Annotated in this window: 17 protein-coding genes, 2 tRNA genes and 4 other RNA genes; 11 read left to right on the forward strand and 12 right to left on the reverse strand. The window is 60.4% G+C overall.

Going from position 1 to position 17,710, the window contains the following annotated elements; genetic code table 11:
- The first annotated feature begins 108 nt into the window (after window positions 1-108).
- From ACRAWE_RS10320 to ACRAWE_RS10350, 7 genes are all read left to right on the forward strand, one after another.
- Window positions 109-198, forward strand: a tRNA-Ser gene (locus ACRAWE_RS10320).
- Window positions 199-778: 580 nt separating this feature from the next.
- A tRNA-Ser gene (locus tag ACRAWE_RS10325) sits at window positions 779-868 on the forward strand.
- Between the two features lie 46 nt (window positions 869-914).
- Window positions 915-1,034: non-coding RNA, RtT sRNA (locus ACRAWE_RS10330), on the forward strand.
- A 46-nt stretch (window positions 1,035-1,080) separates the two neighbouring features.
- Window positions 1,081-1,200: non-coding RNA, RtT sRNA (locus ACRAWE_RS10335), on the forward strand.
- Between the two features lie 46 nt (window positions 1,201-1,246).
- A non-coding RNA gene (locus tag ACRAWE_RS10340) (RtT sRNA) lies at window positions 1,247-1,366 on the forward strand.
- Window positions 1,367-1,412: 46 nt separating this feature from the next.
- Window positions 1,413-1,532: non-coding RNA, RtT sRNA (locus ACRAWE_RS10345), on the forward strand.
- Window positions 1,533-1,677: 145 nt separating this feature from the next.
- Window positions 1,678-2,373, forward strand: a complete 696-nt coding sequence (locus ACRAWE_RS10350) for a hypothetical protein (protein WP_432525315.1) — start codon at window positions 1,678-1,680, stop codon at window positions 2,371-2,373.
- 72 nt (window positions 2,374-2,445) lie between these two features.
- Here ACRAWE_RS10350 and ACRAWE_RS10355 read toward each other — a convergent pair whose 3' ends face one another.
- Window positions 2,446-2,802 (reverse strand): helix-turn-helix domain-containing protein, encoded by a 357-nt coding sequence (locus ACRAWE_RS10355; RefSeq protein WP_019455813.1) that lies wholly within the window; start codon window positions 2,800-2,802, stop codon window positions 2,446-2,448.
- 296 nt (window positions 2,803-3,098) lie between these two features.
- Between ACRAWE_RS10355 and sdeA the strand changes: the two genes are divergently transcribed.
- Window positions 3,099-4,286, forward strand: a complete 1,188-nt coding sequence (gene sdeA / locus ACRAWE_RS10360) for a multidrug efflux RND transporter periplasmic adaptor subunit SdeA (protein WP_432525316.1) — start codon at window positions 3,099-3,101, stop codon at window positions 4,284-4,286.
- A gap of 24 nt (window positions 4,287-4,310) precedes the next feature.
- Complete coding sequence (gene sdeB / locus ACRAWE_RS10365; protein WP_432525317.1) at window positions 4,311-7,454, forward strand: multidrug efflux RND transporter permease subunit SdeB; 3,144 nt, start codon at window positions 4,311-4,313, stop codon at window positions 7,452-7,454.
- Window positions 7,455-7,518: 64 nt separating this feature from the next.
- On the opposite strand, the gene ACRAWE_RS10370 is transcribed toward sdeB, so the two are convergent.
- The 9 genes from ACRAWE_RS10370 to hinT form a co-directional block, all read right to left on the reverse strand.
- Window positions 7,519-7,998, reverse strand: coding sequence for an RrF2 family transcriptional regulator (locus ACRAWE_RS10370; RefSeq protein WP_015377469.1), 480 nt, complete (start codon window positions 7,996-7,998; stop codon window positions 7,519-7,521).
- A gap of 264 nt (window positions 7,999-8,262) precedes the next feature.
- Window positions 8,263-8,799 carry a glycine zipper 2TM domain-containing protein gene (locus tag ACRAWE_RS10375; protein WP_004928798.1) on the reverse strand — a complete coding sequence of 179 codons (537 nt, stop codon included), beginning with the start codon at window positions 8,797-8,799 and terminating at the stop codon, window positions 8,263-8,265.
- A 357-nt stretch (window positions 8,800-9,156) separates the two neighbouring features.
- Complete coding sequence (locus ACRAWE_RS10380; protein ID WP_019455817.1) at window positions 9,157-10,461, reverse strand: NAD(P)/FAD-dependent oxidoreductase; 1,305 nt, start codon at window positions 10,459-10,461, stop codon at window positions 9,157-9,159.
- Between the two features lie 332 nt (window positions 10,462-10,793).
- A complete protein-coding gene (gene ycfP, locus ACRAWE_RS10385) occupies window positions 10,794-11,336 on the reverse strand; it encodes an alpha/beta hydrolase YcfP (protein WP_019455818.1) in 543 nt (180 codons plus the stop codon).
- Between the two features lie 79 nt (window positions 11,337-11,415).
- A complete protein-coding gene (nagZ, locus tag ACRAWE_RS10390) occupies window positions 11,416-12,435 on the reverse strand; it encodes a beta-N-acetylhexosaminidase (protein ID WP_063919209.1) in 1,020 nt (339 codons plus the stop codon).
- A gap of 38 nt (window positions 12,436-12,473) precedes the next feature.
- Window positions 12,474-13,340, reverse strand: coding sequence for a thiamine kinase (gene thiK / locus ACRAWE_RS10395; protein ID WP_432525318.1), 867 nt, complete (start codon window positions 13,338-13,340; stop codon window positions 12,474-12,476).
- Window positions 13,321-13,911: a penicillin-binding protein activator LpoB gene (lpoB, locus tag ACRAWE_RS10400; protein WP_019455821.1), complete on the reverse strand. Its 591-nt coding sequence runs from the start codon at window positions 13,909-13,911 to the stop codon at window positions 13,321-13,323. Before lpoB ends, thiK begins: the two co-directional genes overlap by 20 nt.
- Window positions 13,912-13,937: 26 nt before the next feature.
- A complete protein-coding gene (locus tag ACRAWE_RS10405; RefSeq protein ID WP_309531122.1) occupies window positions 13,938-14,327 on the reverse strand; it encodes a YcfL family protein in 390 nt (129 codons plus the stop codon).
- 11 nt (window positions 14,328-14,338) lie between these two features.
- Complete coding sequence (gene hinT, locus ACRAWE_RS10410) at window positions 14,339-14,689, reverse strand: purine nucleoside phosphoramidase (RefSeq protein ID WP_004928776.1); 351 nt, start codon at window positions 14,687-14,689, stop codon at window positions 14,339-14,341.
- A 221-nt stretch (window positions 14,690-14,910) separates the two neighbouring features.
- Between hinT and ACRAWE_RS10415 the strand changes: the two genes are divergently transcribed.
- Entirely contained in the window at window positions 14,911-15,816 is a 906-nt protein-coding gene (locus ACRAWE_RS10415) for a transporter substrate-binding domain-containing protein (protein ID WP_019455823.1), read from the forward strand.
- On the opposite strand, the gene ACRAWE_RS10420 is transcribed toward ACRAWE_RS10415, so the two are convergent.
- Window positions 15,813-16,190: a winged helix-turn-helix transcriptional regulator gene (locus ACRAWE_RS10420; RefSeq protein WP_029999120.1), complete on the reverse strand. Its 378-nt coding sequence runs from the start codon at window positions 16,188-16,190 to the stop codon at window positions 15,813-15,815. The two genes, ACRAWE_RS10415 and ACRAWE_RS10420, sit on opposite strands and share 4 nt — an antisense overlap.
- Before the next feature lie 99 nt (window positions 16,191-16,289).
- Here ACRAWE_RS10420 and ACRAWE_RS10425 point away from each other — a divergent pair, with 99 nt between their 5' ends.
- On the forward strand, window positions 16,290-17,039 hold the full coding sequence (locus ACRAWE_RS10425; RefSeq protein ID WP_063919206.1) for an SDR family oxidoreductase: 750 nt from the start codon (window positions 16,290-16,292) through the stop codon (window positions 17,037-17,039).
- Window positions 17,040-17,089: 50 nt separating this feature from the next.
- Here ACRAWE_RS10425 and ACRAWE_RS10430 read toward each other — a convergent pair whose 3' ends face one another.
- Window positions 17,090-17,608: a YybH family protein gene (locus tag ACRAWE_RS10430; protein WP_432525319.1), complete on the reverse strand. Its 519-nt coding sequence runs from the start codon at window positions 17,606-17,608 to the stop codon at window positions 17,090-17,092.
- Window positions 17,609-17,710: the final 102 nt, after the last annotated feature.

A 17,710-nucleotide genomic window follows, 5' to 3' on the forward strand; every position in this document is an offset into this window, starting at 1 on the left:
CAAGTTTGGCTAAACAGTCATGAGAATGAAATAAGAGGGTTGACGCTGAGATCAGATTCTCCTACATTAGCGCCCGTCGACAGCGCAAGGCGTTATCGACGACAAAACGGTGAGGTGTCTGAGTGGCTGAAGGAGCACGCCTGGAAAGTGTGTATACGCGAAAGTGTATCGAGGGTTCGAACCCCTCTCTCACCGCCAAATTCGAAGAGAAAGCCTGGATTCGCGTCCAGGCTTTTTTTTGCATGGCGCACCGCCGAGAGGGACGAGAAGCCTCGACAGGGTTCGAACCCCTCTCTCACCGCCAAATTCGAAGAGAAAGCCTGGATTCGCGTCCAGGCTTTTTTTTTGCATGGCGCACCGCCGAGAGGGGCGAGAAGCCTCGACAGGGTTCGACAAAACGCCTGCGTTTTGGACCGCCAACGGCGGCCCGCAGGGTGAGCGCAGCGAATCAAGCCCTCTCTCACCGCCAAATTCAAAGAGAAAGCCTGGATTCGCGTCCAGGCTTTTTTTTTTGCATGGCGCACCGCCGAGAGGGGCGTGCGCAGCGCATCTCCCTCCCTCTGTGACCGTGATTCCCATTTCCGCCGGTTATCCACGAACCTTACCCCTGATGTTCTCGCTCTTTCATGGCTTCCGCCCTGCCGTTCGCCGCAGTTTTCAGCAAAGTGAACACGGCTTGAGCGGACGAACAAAAACACAGAAATTATTCTTGACCGGATCGGCCCCACTCCCTATAGTAGCGCCCCGTTGCAGCGATGATTTCGCAACAAAAAAATATGGTGAGGTGTCCGAGTGGCTGAAGGAGCACGCCTGGAAAGTGTGTATACGCGAAAGTGTATCGAGGGTTCGAATCCCTCCCTCACCGCCATATTCTACGAAGAAGCCTGAGCTCACGTTCAGGCTTTTTTGTATGCATAGCGCACCGACCGGGAGGGTGAGAACCCTCGACAGGGTTCGACAAAACGCCTGCGTTTTGGACCGCCAACGGCGGCCCGCAGGGTGAGCGCAGCGAATCTATCCCTCCCTCACCGCCATATTCTACGAAGAAGCCTGAGCTCACGTTCAGGCTTTTTTGTATGCATAGCGCACCGATCGGGAGGGTGAGAACCCTCGACAGGGTTCGACAAAACGCTTGCGTTTTGGACCGCCAACGGCGGCCCGCAGGGTGAGCGCAGCGAATCTATCCCTCCCTCACCGCCATATTCTACGAAGAAGCCTGAGCTCGCGTTCAGGCTTTTTTGTTTGCATAACGCACAGACCGGGAGGGTAAGAACCCTCGACAGGGTTCGACAAAACGCCCGCGTTTTGGACCGCCAACGGCGGCTCGCAGGGTGAGCGCAGCGAATCTATCCCTCCCTCACCGCCATATTCTACAAAGAAGCCTGAGCTCACGTTCAGGCTTTTTTGTATGCATAGCGCACCGACCGGGAGGGTGAGAACCCTCGACAGGGTTCGACAAAACGCCTGCGTTTTGGACCGCCAACGGCGGCCCGCAGGGTGAGCGCAGCGAATCTATCCCTCCCTCACCGCCATATTCTACGAAGAAGCCTGAACTCACGTTCAGGCTTTTTTGTATGCATGGCGCACCCGTCGCGAGGGAGCCATCCTCGACAGAGACACAAGCTGTCGATCATAATGCCCTCAAAGGTAAGCCAATGCGTAATGCAAGGAAGAAACGTGACGCGTAAGAAGAAAGGTAATGCCCCGCGGCCAAAGACCGGCCCCGTTAAAGAAAAGTCGAATAACCGCCTGGCGAAAATATCGGCGTTTTTGGTCGGTTCAGGGATTCTCGTGGCTGTATTGGGCGCCGCCTATCAGTACTTCGCGGGCAGCGTTTCATTAGCTTTCGTGCAATCCGTCGGAAGAGCCTATGAATTCCAACTGACGAACGACACGCCTTCGGATCGAACGATAAAGTCCTTCCGCATTATTCCCCCCGACGTCCAACAAGTGATCTATAAAGTCACCGAGGATGTGTACGCCACCCTCGATGAACAAAGACGGCTCACCTTGCCAGGCGGCAACGAGAGTTATGTTCCCGCAGCGGAATTCAAAGAGCTTGATGGCCAACGCTTATCCGCGAACTCCTCATTAAAGTTTCGCGTGCCGCCGCTTTCCAATCGCACCTGGATGGCACCTGAGGCGGCCATCGTTGATATTCGCTATGAAATCAACTCGTCAAACCCGCTACTTGCCGCTATTGAAGGCACATTTGACGCCTTGGGCCTTTACTCTCGCCAGCACAAGGTTCGCTACCTGGTCATTGAGAACTACTGGACGCCTTCTCGTTCAAACTCCCTCAACGAGGCCATTCGCATATTCTGCCGCGACAGCGATACGGTGGCAAAGTCAGGCAGTTGCGACACGCTTTAAACCGGCACCGCTAGCGGAGACAAAAAAGCCCGAACGCAAATTCAGGCTTTTTTATCCCCACTGCCGCACCGCTCAGTGGTGCGTGCGCCCCATCGCCGTCGGCTGCGCCAGCGCGCGGCGCCAATCGCCCGGCGTTTGGCCGAACTGGCGTTTGAAACTGCGGTTGAACGACTGCTGTGAGTCGAAGCCGAGCGAGATCGCCACGCTGACGATAGGTTCGCCGCTGTTGGCCAGACGCTCCGCCGACACCTTCAGTTTTTGCATGCGGATATACTCCCCGAGCGCATAGCCGGTCTGGCGCTTGAACATGCGCTGCAGGTGCCATTTGGAATAGCCCGCGCGGTCCGCTACGGTGTTGATATCCAGCTTTTCTTCCAGATTGTTGTCGATCCACGCCTTCAAATCGGTAATGAAACCCGTCGTGTTCATGCTGATGCTCCCATCATGTCGGCAGGGTCAACCACTGCCCTATGCACATACGTTGCAACAGTTTCGCTTTAAATGCAATTTTTATTATTGCATTTACCAGAAAGCCGCCTCTATACTCCACCCAATTAATGTAACCGATATTGATACATTAATGTGACACCAATATGTTTCAAAACCTAACGTTGCGCCGCAGCAAGGCGCAACCCCCCTTCCGCCGCAGATGGGCAAGAAGGGAAAGCCCGGATGACAGGGCTGGGTATGGGGCCGGACTGCGCTTACTTATCGGAATAAAAATAATGGCAAATCAACCAAACTCATCGTTCAACGCCGGCCGCCGCCCGCGCGCCGTCGCTCTGGGCCAGCGGCTCTTAGGGGTCGCGCTGCTGGCCGCCCTGCTCGCCGGGTGCGACAACAGCGTCGCGCACAATGCCCCACCGCCGCCGCCGATGGTCAGCGCCGCCAGCGTGGTGGTCAAACCGATCAGCCAATGGGATGCATTCAACGGCCGGGTCGAAGCGGTACAGAGCGTGCAGCTGCGGCCGCGGGTTTCCGGCTATATCGATCGGGTCAATTACACCGAAGGCGACGAAGTGAAAAAAGGCCAGGTGCTGTTCACCATCGACGATCGCACCTATCGCGCCGCGCGCGAACAGGCGCAAGCGGAGCTGGTGCGGGCGCGCAATCAGGCGGCGCTGGCGCGCAGCGAATCCTCACGCACCGAGAAACTGATCGGCACGCAGGCCATCTCGCAGGAAGTGTGGGAACAGCGGCGTTCGTCCGCCGCTCAGGCGCAAAGCAACGTGCTGGCGGCGCAGGCCCAGCTCGACATGGCGCAGCTGAATCTCGACTTTACCCGCGTTACCGCGCCGATTGACGGGCGCGCCAGCCGCGCAATGATCACCGCCGGCAACCTGGTCACCGCCGGCGACAGCGCCAGCGTGCTGACGACGCTGGTGTCGCTCGACAAGGTTTACGTCTATTTCGACGTGGATGAAGCCACCTTCCTGCGCTATCAACAGCAGGGCCGGCACGACGCCCGTTTGCCGGTGAAGGTCGGCCTGGTGGGCGAAGACGGCACCCCGCATCAAGGATTGGTGGACTTCACCGATAACCAGCTGAACGCCGGTACCGGCACCATCCGCATGCGCGCCCTGCTCGACAACCGCGAGCGCCGCTTCACGCCGGGGCTGTTCGCCCGGGTGCAGATGCCCGGCAGCGCCGAGTTCAACGCCCTGCTGATCGACGATAAAGCGGTGATGACCGACCAGAATCGCAAATTCGTTTATATCGTCGATAAAGACGGCAAGGCGCAACGCCGCGACATCGACGTAGGCCGCATGGCCGAAGGATTGCGCATCGTGCAAAAAGGCCTGGCGAGCGGCGATCGGGTGATCGTCGACGGCATGCAGAAAGTGTTTATGCCGGGCATGCCGGTCGACGCGAAAAGCGTCGCGATGACCACCACCGCTTCCGCACTCAACTAAGCCCCCAGCAGAGAATTCTGACCCATGGACTTTTCCCGTTTTTTCATCGACCGGCCGATCTTCGCCGCGGTGCTGTCGATCCTGATTTTTGTCGCCGGGGTGATCGCCATTCCGCTGCTGCCGATCAGCGAGTACCCGGACGTGGTGCCGCCCAGCGTACAGGTGCGCGCCGAATACCCGGGCGCCAACCCGAAAGAGATCGCTGAAACGGTGGCGACGCCGCTGGAAGAAGCGATCAACGGCGTCGAAAACATGATGTACATGAAATCGGTAGCCGGTTCCGACGGCGTGCTGGTGACCACCGTCACCTTCCGCCCGGGCACCGATCCCGATCAGGCGCAGGTGCAGGTGCAAAACCGCGTGGCGCAGGCCGAAGCGCGCCTGCCGGAAGACGTGCGCCGCCAGGGCATCACCACCCAGAAACAATCCCCGGCGCTGACGCTGGTGGTGCATCTGGTATCGCCTTCCGGCAAGTACGACTCGCTATATCTGCGCAACTACGCCACCCTCAAGGTCAAGGATGAGCTGGCCCGTCTGCCGGGCGTCGGCCAGGTGCAGATCTTCGGCGCCGGCGAATACGCGATGCGCATCTGGCTCGATCCGAACAAGGTCGCTGCGCGCGGGCTGACCGCTTCCGACGTGGTGAGCGCCATGCAGGAGCAGAACGTGCAGGTCTCCGCCGGCCAGCTCGGCGCGGAACCGATGCCGACGCGCAGCGACTATCTGCTGTCGATCAACGCCCAGGGGCGCCTGCAAACCGAAGAAGAGTTCGGCAACATCATCCTCAAGAGCGGCAACAACGGCGAGATCGTGCGGCTGCGCGACGTGGCGCGCATCGAAATGGGCTCCGGCAGCTACGCGCTGCGCGCCCAGCTCAATAACAAGGATGCGGTCGGCATCGGCATATTCCAGTCGCCGGGCGCCAACGCCATCGAGCTGTCGGACGCGGTGCGCGGCAAGATGGCCGAGCTGGCGACCCGCTTCCCGGACGGCATGAGTTGGAAGTCGCCATACGACCCGACGGTATTCGTGCGCGACTCGATCCGCGCGGTGGTAGATACCCTGCTGGAAGCGGTGATCCTGGTGGTGCTGGTGGTCATTCTGTTCCTGCAGACCTGGCGCGCCTCGATCATTCCGCTGCTGGCGGTGCCGATCTCCGTGGTCGGCACCTTCGCCGCGCTGTATCTGCTGGGCTTCTCGCTCAACACCCTCAGCCTGTTCGGGCTGGTGCTGGCGATCGGCATCGTGGTGGATGACGCCATCGTGGTGGTGGAAAACGTCGAGCGTAATATCGAAGAGGGGCTGTCGCCGCTGGCGGCGGCGCACCAGGCGATGCGCGAGGTCTCCGGCCCGATCATCGCCATCGCCGTGGTGCTATGCGCGGTGTTCGTGCCGATGGCGTTCCTTTCCGGCGTCACCGGCCAGTTCTACAAGCAGTTCGCCGTCACCATCGCCATCTCGACGGTGATCTCCGCCATCAACTCGCTGACCCTGTCGCCGGCGCTGGCGGCACGCTTGCTGAAACCGCACGGCGCGCCGAAAGATCTGCCGTCGCGCCTGATCGACCGGCTGTTCGGCTGGCTGTTCCGGCCGTTCAACCGCTTCTTCGCCAGCGGTTCGCAACGCTACCAACAGGGCGTCTCCCGCGTGTTGGGCCGGCGCGGCGCGGTGTTCGTCGTCTACCTGCTGCTGCTGGCCGCCGCCGGCGTGATGTTCAAGACCGTGCCCGGCGGGTTTATCCCGACGCAGGACAAGCTGTACCTGATCGGCGGCGTGAAGATGCCGGAAGGCGCCTCGCTGGAGCGCACCGATGCGGTGATCCGCAAGATGAGCGCCATCGGCCTGAGCGTGGACGGCGTCACCGATGCGGTGGCCTTCCCCGGCCTGAACGCGCTGCAGTTCACCAATACGCCGAATACCGGCACGGTGTTCTTCGCGCTGGAGTCATTGAGCACCCGAACCCGCACCGCAGCGCAGATCAACGCCGAGATCAACGCACGCATTTCGCAGATCCAGGAAGGCTTCGCCTTCTCGATCATGCCGCCGCCGATCCTCGGCATCGGCCAGGGCTCCGGCTATTCGCTCTACGTGCAGGATCGCGCCGGGCTGGGTTACGGCGCGCTGCAGACGGCGATCAACACCCTGTCCGGCGCCATTATGCAAACGCCGGGAATGGGGTTCCCGATCTCCTCGTATCAGGCCAACGTGCCGCAGCTGGGCGCCAAAATCGATCGCGACAAGGCCAAGGCGCAGGGGGTGCCGCTCAACGCGCTGTTCAGCACGCTGCAGACCTACCTCGGTTCGTCTTACATCAACGACTTCAACCGTTACGGCCGCACCTGGAAGGTGATGGCGCAGGCCGACGGCCAGTTCCGCGACAGCGTGGAAGACATCGCCAACCTGCGTACCCGCAACGATAAGGGCGAAATGGTGCCAATCGGCAGTATGGTCAGCATCGGCACCACCTACGGCCCGGATCCGGTGATCCGTTACAACGGCTTCCCGGCGGCGGACCTGATCGGCGACGCCGATCCGCGCGTGCTCTCCTCTACCCAGGCGATGGGTGCGCTGACGCAGATGGCCGGCAAGCTGTTGCCGAACGGCATGAACATTCAGTGGACCGATCTGAGTTACCAGCAATCGACCCAGGGCAACGCCGCGCTGGTGGTGTTCCCAGTGGCGGTGCTGCTGGCGTTCCTCGCGCTGGCGGCGCTGTACGAAAGCTGGACGCTGCCGCTGGCAGTGATCCTGATCGTGCCGATGACCATGCTGTCGGCGCTGTTCGGCGTGTGGCTGACCGGCGGCGACAACAACGTGTTCGTGCAGGTCGGGCTGGTCGTTCTGATGGGGCTGGCCTGCAAGAACGCCATTCTGATCGTCGAGTTCGCCCGCGAACTGGAAATGCAGGGCAAAGGCATCGTCGAAGCAGCGCTGGAGGCCTGCCGCCTGCGGCTGCGGCCGATCGTGATGACCTCCATCGCCTTCATCGCCGGCACCATCCCGCTGATCCTTGGCCATGGCGCCGGCGCCGAAGTGCGCGGCGTCACCGGCATTACGGTGTTCTCCGGCATGCTGGGGGTCACCCTGTTCGGGCTGTTCCTGACGCCGGTGTTCTACGTCACCTTGCGGCGCCTGGTGGCGCGCAAAGCGCAGCCGCAGAGGGCGTAATCATCATCCTGAAATGCAAAAAGGTCGGGCAATGCCCGACCTTTTTTATGCGCTCCATCCGGCATTATTTACCGGCGGCTTCAGCCTCTTGCTCGGCGGCGTATTCCGCGCAGGCGCGCTTGTCGCCCCGCTCCAACTCGGCCAGCGAGTCGGCCACGGTATGGCGCGCCAGCACCGCGAGCGAAGCCTGCTCCGCTTCGTTCACCACCGATTTGAAATACCAACAGGCGTTGGCGCTCACCAGGCAGCGGGCCGGCACTTCAGGGCGAGAGGCCCAGATGCGCTTGTCGTCGATTACCGCCAGATAGATATCCCGCAGGGTAATCTCTTCCGCCGGACGACCGAGGTGGATAGAGCCGTTTCGCCCCAGGGTGGACACGATGATGCCGTCTTTGGTCAGCGGCACCATCAGTTTGCGGATAAAGCTCGGGTTGGCTTCCAGAGCAGCGGCGAGCGTGGCGCTCGTCGAACGCATGCCCTGCTTCTCAGCTACGGCGACGCTAAGGACCATTTGCAACGCTGTCGGAAAGCGAAAATCTAACATGTCGTTATCTCTGCGAGACGAAATACTCGGGTTTGGCCGGTGCGGCGATTGGCGCCGATAACACCGTTTAATCGCACAATAATATAACAAACGCAGGGGCTTTTTTGAAGTTTTGCCCAGTGATATCGCACGCAGACATTAGAACGATCGCCGAATTCTCCGGCGAACAAAAACAGAAACCCGCGTCAATGTTAACGCCGCTCGCTTAACCGGGTTAAACGATCAGAACTAACACTGCCCGCGGGCTTAATGCGAATGCTGCGATCAGGCTCTGTTCAGCACCAGCTGGCCGTTTTTATCCAACGGGATTTGCGTGCCTGGATCGTGATCCATGCGGATCTTACCCTGCTGATTGCCGATCTTGTAAGTCACGTCATAGCCCAGCATTTTCTGGGACTTGTCATAGACCGTTTTGCAACGCTGCTGAACGCTGGTGGTGACGTCATTGTTCTGCATCGCCCCTTGCACCTGGTTGCCGGCATAGCCGCCGCCCAGCGCGCCCACTACGGTCGCCACGTCGCGCCCGCGACCGCCGCCGAACTGGTGGCCGATCACGCCGCCCGCCACTGCGCCCAGCACGGAGCCGGCGATGCGGTTTTCATCCTGCACCGGGGCACGGTGCGTAACGGTAACGTTGCGGCATTCCTGACGCGGCGTTTTGATGGTTTCTTTAATCGGCGTTGCGGCGAGCACCTGCGCGTATTGCGGACCGGCAGAAAAGACGTCCAGGCTGGCTACCGCGGCGATCCCCAGAGCGGCAGCGATACCAATCCCAACACCGGCTAACATTGACTTGTTCACAGGAAACCTCCTGAAAGTGTTACCACGCATTTTTTCCGGGGTCTGTTACCGGCATGGCACCGCGCTTATTGTTTTGCGCATGGGCGGCTTGCGGTATCCCGGTTTACGGCGTGCGCGACGCGCCGTCTGTAAACGAGGTAAAGTCTGCACAATGATTTGAGGGCTCGCAATAAGACAAGGGGACCAAAAATGCGGGAAAACGGCCGTTTGGCCGCTGTTTAGGAGGAATCTTAAGAATTTTACCCATGTCCGCGACAGCTTATGCTGAAGAATCAAGCAACCGCCGCCGTTCGCCTTACGCCGCCATAAAAAAACCCGCGCAGGCGAACCGGCGCGGGTTGGTCGATAAGGGCAGGATCAGTGCATCTTCAGACGCGGGCGGATCACCCGGTTGATGCCGCCCACCAGCATCATCAGGCCGGTTTTGATGTAGCCGTGCAGCGCCACCTGGTGCATGCGGTACAGCGAGATGTAGACGAAGCGCGCGATGCGCCCTTCCACCATCATCGAACCGCGCATCAGGTTGCCCATCAGGCTGCCGACGGTGCTGAAGCGCGACAGCGACACCAGCGAGCCGTGGTCTTTATACACGTAAGGCTTCAGCGTCTGGCCGTTCATCAGCGCCAGGATGTTGGTAGCGCAGCGTGAGGCCATCTGGTGCGCAGACTGGGCGCGCGGCGGCACGAAACCGCCGCCCTCTTTCGGGCAGGAGGCGCAGTCGCCGATGGCGAAAATGTTCGGATCGCGCGTGGTCTGCAGCGTTGGCTCCACCACCAGCTGGTTGATGCGGTTGGTTTCCAGGCCGCCGATGTCCTTCATGAAGTCCGGCGCCTTGATGCCGGCCGCCCACACCATCAGATCGGCGTCGATGAACTCGCCGCCCTTGGTGTTCAGGCCCTTGGCATCGGCGCTGGTCACCATGGTGTTGGTCAGCACGCGCACGCCCAGTTTGATCAGCTCCTGGTGCGCGGCGGCGGAAATGCGTGGCGGCAGCGCCGGCAGAATGCGCTCGCCGGCTTCCACCAGCGTCACGTTCAGCGCGCTGTTGTCCAGGCCTTCGAAACCGTAGCTGTGCAGCTGTTTCACCGCATTGTGCAGTTCGGCGGACAGTTCAACGCCGGTGGCGCCGCCGCCGACGATGGCGATGTTGACCCGCTCTTTTTGCCCCGGCTGCGCCGAGAACTTCAGGAACAGGTTGAGCATTTCGTTGTGGAAACGACGCGCCTGATGCGGGTTATCCAGGAAGATGCAGTGCTCTTTCACGCCCGGCGTACCGAAATCGTTCGAGGTGCTGCCCAGCGCCATCACCAGGATGTCGTACGGCAGATCGCGCGCCGGCACCAGCTCGCCGCCCTGCTCATCGCAGATCTGCGCCAGCTGCAGCGTTTGCGCCTCGCGGTTGATGTTGGTCAACGACCCCAGCTGGAAGCTGAAATGATGATTGCGCGCGTGCGCCAGGTAGCTGAGCGCATCCACGCCGTCATCGAGGGAACCGGTCGCCACTTCGTGCAGCAACGGTTTCCACAAATGGCTGTGGTTGCGATCCACCAACGTGATCTCCGCTTTGTTCTTGCGGCCGAGCTTATGGCCCAAGCTGGTCGCCAGCTCCAGACCACCGGCGCCGCCGCCGACAATAACGATTTTCTTCTTTGGCGTTGTCAAAATAACCCCCTAAATGTGAACCATTTGTTATTCCAGGGTAAATAAATAATATCCTTAGAATACATAGGGTTCGCGTAAAATAATTCGGCTCTCTGCAGCCAGAATAGCATGTGAGGTTATTTGGTCATACCAAAATTGACGTACATCAAATTTTTTTGGTTAAAGGCTGGACGAGGGGATTTTTTGGGGATTGTGATTCAAATAGTTAGCGCTGAGTCACAGTTTTAAATTTTGCCGATTGCCACCTCAAATTTAGTCTTGGTGCACAAAAAAGCCGCACTTTCCGTCGGTGAAAAACGGCAGGCGCGGCTCGCGGCGGCGTTATGAAACTGTTAACCCAGCGCCTTAAACGCCTTGAGCCGCTGCAGATGCGGCGAGATGTTTTTGAACTTGTGCGTCTGCTGTTCATCCCAGACGATTTCGTAATAGTGATGCAGCAATTCGGCGCTGCGTCGGTTATCCAGCACCTCATCGCGCCGCGACAGCACCACCAGGCAGCGATCGCGGTTTTTCTCGCGGAAATCCTCCACGCACTTGGTGGCGATATCGCGATACTCTTCCGGTCGGTCTATCTTGCCGTGCATGTGTTCTTCCGGGTACAGATTGGGATTGAACATCGCCTGGCGAATGCCGCACAGGAAGCCGATGCGCTCAGCCCAGAAACCGCCGAGGCCAACCCCGCAGATCAACGGGTGCGCGTCGCCGCCCTGCTGCACCGCCTTGTCCACCTCTTTCAACAGATGCTGCATGTCGTGACGCGGGTGCAGCGTGCTGTAGCTGATAAAGCGCACGTCCGGATCGATAAACTGCAGCTGTAACACCTTTTCATGATTGCCGGGACTGGTGGAATCGAAGCCGTGCAAATAGATAATCATGTGGATCCTCGCAACAAGCCAAGGGCCGCGGGCGCGGCCCTCATCATTTCCGCTCTGCGCCGCGATGCGGCGCCTGGATTCACCCTTGCGAACGCTGCTTGTGCTCCTCCCAGCGTTCGCTCAGCGCGCTGAGCGCCTTGTGCGCCTGCTGCCAGCGCTCGGAGGCGCGCAGTTCCTGACGGGTGAACTGACCGCGATGATATAACCGCTTCACCTTCTCTGCTTTGACCGGGGACAGGTTATCCAACACGCTGACCGCACCGGCGCGGTTGTTGCACACCAGGATCATGTCGCAACCGGCATCCAGCGCCGCCTGGCCGCGCTCGGCGTAGCTGCCCATGATGGCGGCGCCTTCCATCGACAGATCGTCGGAGAAAATCACGCCGTCGAAGCCCAGTTCCTGCCGCAGGATCTGCTGCAGCCAGTAAGGCGAACCACTGGCCGGACGCGGGTCCGCTTCAGTATAGATGACGTGGGCCGGCATGACGGCGTCCAGCAGCTGGCGATTGATCAGCTCACGGAAGATCGCCATGTCGTGCTCGCGGATCTGCGCCAGCGGCCGCGGATCGCGCGGGGTTTCCTTGTGCGAATCGGCGCTGACGGCGCCGTGCCCCGGGAAGTGCTTGCCGGTGGTTTTCATGCCGGCGCTGTGCATACCGAGAATAAAGCGTTCCGCCATCGCCAGCGCCTGCTGCGGATCGCTGTGGAACGAACGCTCGCCGATCGCCGCGCTACCGTGGCCGATGTCCAGCACCGGCGCAAAGCTGATGTCGATATCCTGCGCGATCATTTCCGCCGCCATCAGCCAGCCGGCCTCCTGCGCCAGACGGCCGCCTTCCTGCGCATCGTGCAGCGCCGCGAACGACTGCGCCGCCGGTAAACGGGTGAAGCCTTCGCGGAAGCGCTGCACGCGCCCGCCCTCCTGGTCTACCGCCACCACCAGCCGATCGTGCGAAGCGGCGCGGATCTGCCGCACCAGCTCACGCAGCTGCTCCGCATCGTGGAAGTTGCGGGTAAACAGGATCAATCCGCCAACCAGCGGGTGTTTCAAAATCTCGCGTTCTTCTGCATCCAGCTCATAGCCGGCGACATCTAGCATTACTGGGCCCACGGGCACCTCACTTCATTATTGTTCGTTCAGAATTCGGATGATGATAAACAGAATCGCCGGCGCAGCGCCGCGCCCCAGCGCAAAAATTCAACGTCGCCGCTCTGCTGCCAGCGCACTTCAAACCACAGCAGCATCAGATAATCCACCCACGGCAGCCAGCGGCGCACCTGCGCCTGCAGCCGGGCGAGGTCGTGATAGCCCTGGCGCGCGTACTGCTGCAAAAAACGCTGTTGCTGCTCGGCCGCCCAGCCGTTGCCGCGAAACAGCGCGGCGATATCCAGCGCCACGTCGCCGTCGGCGGCATACTCCCAGTCGATCAGCCGCAGCCCCTCGCCGGTCGCGAGCAGATTGCCCGGATGGATATCCATGTGCAGCGGTGCCAGCTTCAACGGTGACGGCGGCTCGCTTTGCAAAAAGTGATGCTGCCAGCGCAGCCAAAGAGGGGTTAAACGCCGCCTGTCCAACAGCTGCCAGTAACGAATGAACTGCCGACGCAGATCCAGCCGGTAACCGCTGAGCGGCCGCCGATGCAGCGCCGCCGCCATCGCCGCCAGCTCGCCGCGCTGGTTCAGCGCGACAAATTCGGCATTTGTGACGACGTCACCTTCGAGCCATTCGAGCACCAGCCACTGATTATTCTGCGCGAAAACCCGTGGCCCCAGCCCCGTCGCGCAGCGGCGCAAGGCCTGTGCTTCCCGCCATCGGCTCACCCCCAGCGCACGTTTCTCAGCGCTGTGCTGCCGCGCCAACAGCGTGATGCCCGAACCGTCGATGCGCCAGCTCTCGCCGGTCAGCCCCTGCACCGGGCTGAAATGACAACCGGCGGTATTCACCGCCGGCAGTCTGGTTTCCATCAATCGTCGCAGCGCGGCCTCAGCGTTTAACGGCGCCATTGCCCGACCAGACGATCTCGCCGGTTTGCACCAGCATCAGCTGCATATCCAGCGCCGGCGACTTCACGTCGCCGCTGACGTCGCTGTACAGCACGTACTGCGCGCCGACGATGCGCGCCAGGCCGATCGCCTTGCTGCGCGAACCGAAGCTGTCATCCGCCGACAGGCCCAACGTTTGTCTGGCGCTGGTCAGCTTCGCTTCCGGTACCACGCTGAAGGTGGAGTTCGACGCCAGCGCCTTATACAGCGCCGCGGTGGCTTTGCCCATCTGCAGCGAGCCGTTGGTATTGTTCTTGACGCTGTCCAGCAGCAGCACGCTGCCGGCCGTCACGCCATCGGCCTTCAACATCTGCCCTACCAGCGGCTGAACGCTACCCAGCCAATCGAGCTGCTGAATTTTCGGCGGCTGCGGCACCGGCTCGGTGGTTGGCGGCTGCGGCTGTTCTACCGGAGGCTTCGGCTGTTCCGGCTCGACGGTGACCGGCGGCAACGGCTGATCCGGCTCAGGCTGGCGCGACAGGCAGCCGCTCAGGGTTAATGCGGCCAGCGCCACTAAGACGTACTTTTTCATGCTTTTTCTCCAAACCTGGCAAGCGCTTACAGGTACAGATACAGACGCGCGGTTTTGGCGTCCAGATTGCCGTTAATCGAGTAGATTTTGGCGTCCGAGTCGGGCGCCACGACGATCTCACGCGGTTTTTCGAAGGGGCGAATATCCAGCCCCTGCGCATCGTACCAATAGAAACGGTAATGCACGGTGACCGGCGTCGCCTGGCTGTTATTGAGTACCGAGGTCGCCATCACCCGCCCGGAAGCGTTCGAAATCGAAGGCGTATCGGCCAAAATGCCGGCGGTCAGCACCGAAGGATCCATCACCACCGTCTGCCCTTGGTTGACCGCGATGCCGGACGGCGAACTGCACCCCATCAGCAACGCGGCGGGCAACGCCAACGCCATCAGACAACGCAGAGTTTTTTTACCGCGCATGATTTCCTCGCTTAACGTGACAGCAGCGGCCCCAGCGAGCGGCCACCGACCAGGTGCATATGAATATGATAGACCTCCTGACCGGCGTGGCGGTTGCAGTTGACGATCAGGCGGTAGCCATCCTCGGCGATGCCTTCCTGTTCGGCGATTTTCGCCGCGGCGGTGATCATGCGACCCAGCGCGGCTTCATGCTCCACGGTCACGTCGTTGACGGTTGGGATCAGCACGTTGGGAACGATCAGCACGTGGGTGGGTGCCTGGGGGGAGATGTCACGGAAAGCGGTGACCAGTTCATCCTGATAAACCACATCAGCAGGGATTTCGCGGCGGATAATTTTACTGAAAATCGTTTCTTCGGCCATCTGGCGTTCCTTGTTTTACACAATTAGCTGTACGCAGTATGAGTGACAAATTCTACTGCTTTCAACCTGATTGCGCACTTTCCACGTCGAGTGCTGCAGATTCGCGCAGGCAGGCGCCCCGCTTGTGCATCTTTTCACTTTGGTTATTCACTATTGTTGCTTTACTTGCCCCTCACCGCCGCCAATAGTAACCCCATGATTAACAAAGGATAGAGGGCGTTATGTCACCGAGGATTCCGGCGCTGTGCGCGCTGTTGCTGAGCGCCGCCGTTCAGGCGGCCCCGTCGGGCGGTATCGATCTGCAGGCTAACCGACAGCCGATACGCGCAGAGCGCAATCCCGCCGCTATTGCGCTGATTCCGACGAACTTTCACTTCGCGACGCCCGGCAAACTGACTGTGGCGGTGGCGTTCGAAAACTCCCCGCCGCTGGCGCTGTTCGCCGAGGACAATAAAACGCTGATCGGCAGCGATCCGGACATCGCCCGCCTGGTGGCCGACAGCCTCGGGCTAGAGTTGAACCTGGTGCCTACCTCCTGGGAGGATTGGCCATTGGGCATCAGCGCCGGCAAATACGACGCGGCGATCTTCAACATCGCCGTCACCAAACAGCGCAAGACCAAATTCGACTTCGCCACCTACCGGGTGGACACGCTGGGCTTTTACGTCAAATCCACCAGCAAGATCGCCTCTATCAATCGGCCGCAGGACGTCGCCGGGCTGCGGATCATCGTCGGATCCGGCACCAATCAGGAAAACATTCTACTGGGATGGGATAAGCAGAACCGCGCCGCCGGGCTGCCGGCGGTACAACCGATCTACGTGACCGACGACGCCGCCACCAACCTGAGCATTCAGTCAGGGCGCGCCGACGCGTTCTTCGGCCCCCACTCTACCGGCGCCTACAAGGCGGCGCTGACCGGCAAAACCAAAATGGTCGGCATCGGCCCCAACGTGGCCTACGTGGCGGTCACCAGCAAGAAAGGCAACGGGCTGGTGAACGCCATCAACGCCGCCGTCAACGGCGTCATCGTCAGCGGCGAATACGCGCAGGTGCTGGAACGCTGGGGCGAAGGCGACGAAAAGGTCGAGCGCTCCACCATCAACCCGCCGGGCATCGGCGACTAGCCGCCGATCAGCTGCGGCGCGTGCCGGCGCATCCACTCCGCCAGCGAGTCGAGCGTCGGCCGCAGCGATTTGCCGAGCGCGGTGACCTGGTACTCCACCCGCGGCGGCACTTCGGGAAACACCCGCCGCGTCACCAGACCGCGCTGCTCGAACAGCCGCAGTTGGCGCGTCAGCTCTTTTTGCGCGATGGGCGCTACCGCCCGCTGTAGCTCGCTGAATCGCACCGGATCGTCGATCACGATCAGCCGGTACAGGATCGGTATCGCCCACTTGCCCGACACCAGATTGACGAAGTCCACCATCGGGCAGGATTCGCCTGCCGTCGGCAACGCCGCCAAATTATTTTCCTTCGCTAAGGGTGCTTGCGCCGTCATTTCATCCCACCTCGTCCTTTAGTATCCAAAGGGTGCCTACTATGCAAAAGGAACTATAGCGCAAATAATGCCGCAACAGACGCTCAAGAGGAATCGGTTATGTCACGACTGCAAGGCAAATACGCATTGATTACCGGCGGCACCAGCGGCATCGGGCTGGAAACCGCTCGCCAGTTCATCGCCGAGGGCGCTTTGGTTGCGATCACCGGCCGCAGCCAAAGCGCTCTGGACGCGGCAGACCAGGCCTTGGTGGGCAAGGCGCTGTTGCTGTTGAGCGACGCCGGCGACATCCCGCAGCAGCGCGCGCTGGCGCAGCAGTTGGAGCAACGGTGGCCGCGGCTGGACGTGCTGTATGTCAACGCCGGCGACGTCACACACCGCCCGCTGCAGGAGTGGGATGAACAGAGCTATCAGCGGCTGATGGACATCAACCTGAAAGGGCCGTTCTTTCTGATCCAGGCGCTGCTGCCGCTGCTGGCCAACCCTTCTTCGGTGATCCTGTGCGGTTCGGTCAGCGCCCATATCGGCCTGCCGCAGAGCAGCGCCTACGCCGCCAGCAAAGCCGGTTTGTTATCGCTGGCCAGAACGCTCTCCGGCGAGCTGCACGCGCGCGGCATTCGCCTTAACGGCCTCAGCCCCGGCCCGACCGAAACCCCGGCGTTGGGCAAGCTGGGGTTGGCGGAAGCGGATGAGCAGGCATTGCGCGACGATATCCGCGCGCTGGTGCCGATCGGCCGCATGGGCAGCGCGCTGGAGCTGGCCAAAGCGGCGGTATTTCTGGCGGCGGACGAATCGGCCTTTATGGTCGGCGCCGAGCTGCAGATGGACGGCGGCGTGGGGAATCTTTAACTATTACGCAGCACAATAAGGCCGCTTATGCGGCCTTTATCAGGTGCCACTCAGCTCACCCCTTGAATCGGGTTGGTATTAAAGGTGTAGACTACGATCTTCCACTGCCCCTGCTGTTTCTTCAATACAAATACTTCACGATTTAAATCGATCAGGGTGGCGCCGTCGCTTATTCGGGTGACCGTTGCGCCGCGATGATGGTGCGTGCGCACATAGGCCATATTACCGTTCACGCTAACGCTGTCATACGCGAACTCGGTTTCAAATTTCTCTTTTTTAAATAGGTCGTCATATTGTTGACGGCGCTTTTCATTGCTGTCCGCCGTCGGCTTTTCGTTCCACTGCGAATAACTTTGTGGTGCGAAAAGTGACAAAATAGTTTGCGTATCGCCGGCATTAAGCGCTGTCTGGTATCGGTTTATCAGCTGATAAACCGCCTTCTGCTCAGCCGCAACGCCCGCATCAGCGGAAACCCTGTAACTTTGTGGCGCGGCCTCGCTGCCTGCGGCATACGTTTGGCCGCACAAGCCTGCTCCAGCCAATAACAATACGGCAGTTAACTTTCTCATATAAATATCCTCTTCGGCGTTATTTCATTATGGCAATACAGGATGCGATTTCAGATAAATAAAAACGCTGAAAATAAAATATCCAATACCGCGTTAAATTGA

Origin of the sequence: Serratia sp. BFP-2025 (assembly GCF_050880365.1) — a bacterium.
In the GTDB taxonomy this organism is placed as follows: domain Bacteria; phylum Pseudomonadota; class Gammaproteobacteria; order Enterobacterales; family Enterobacteriaceae; genus Serratia; species Serratia surfactantfaciens.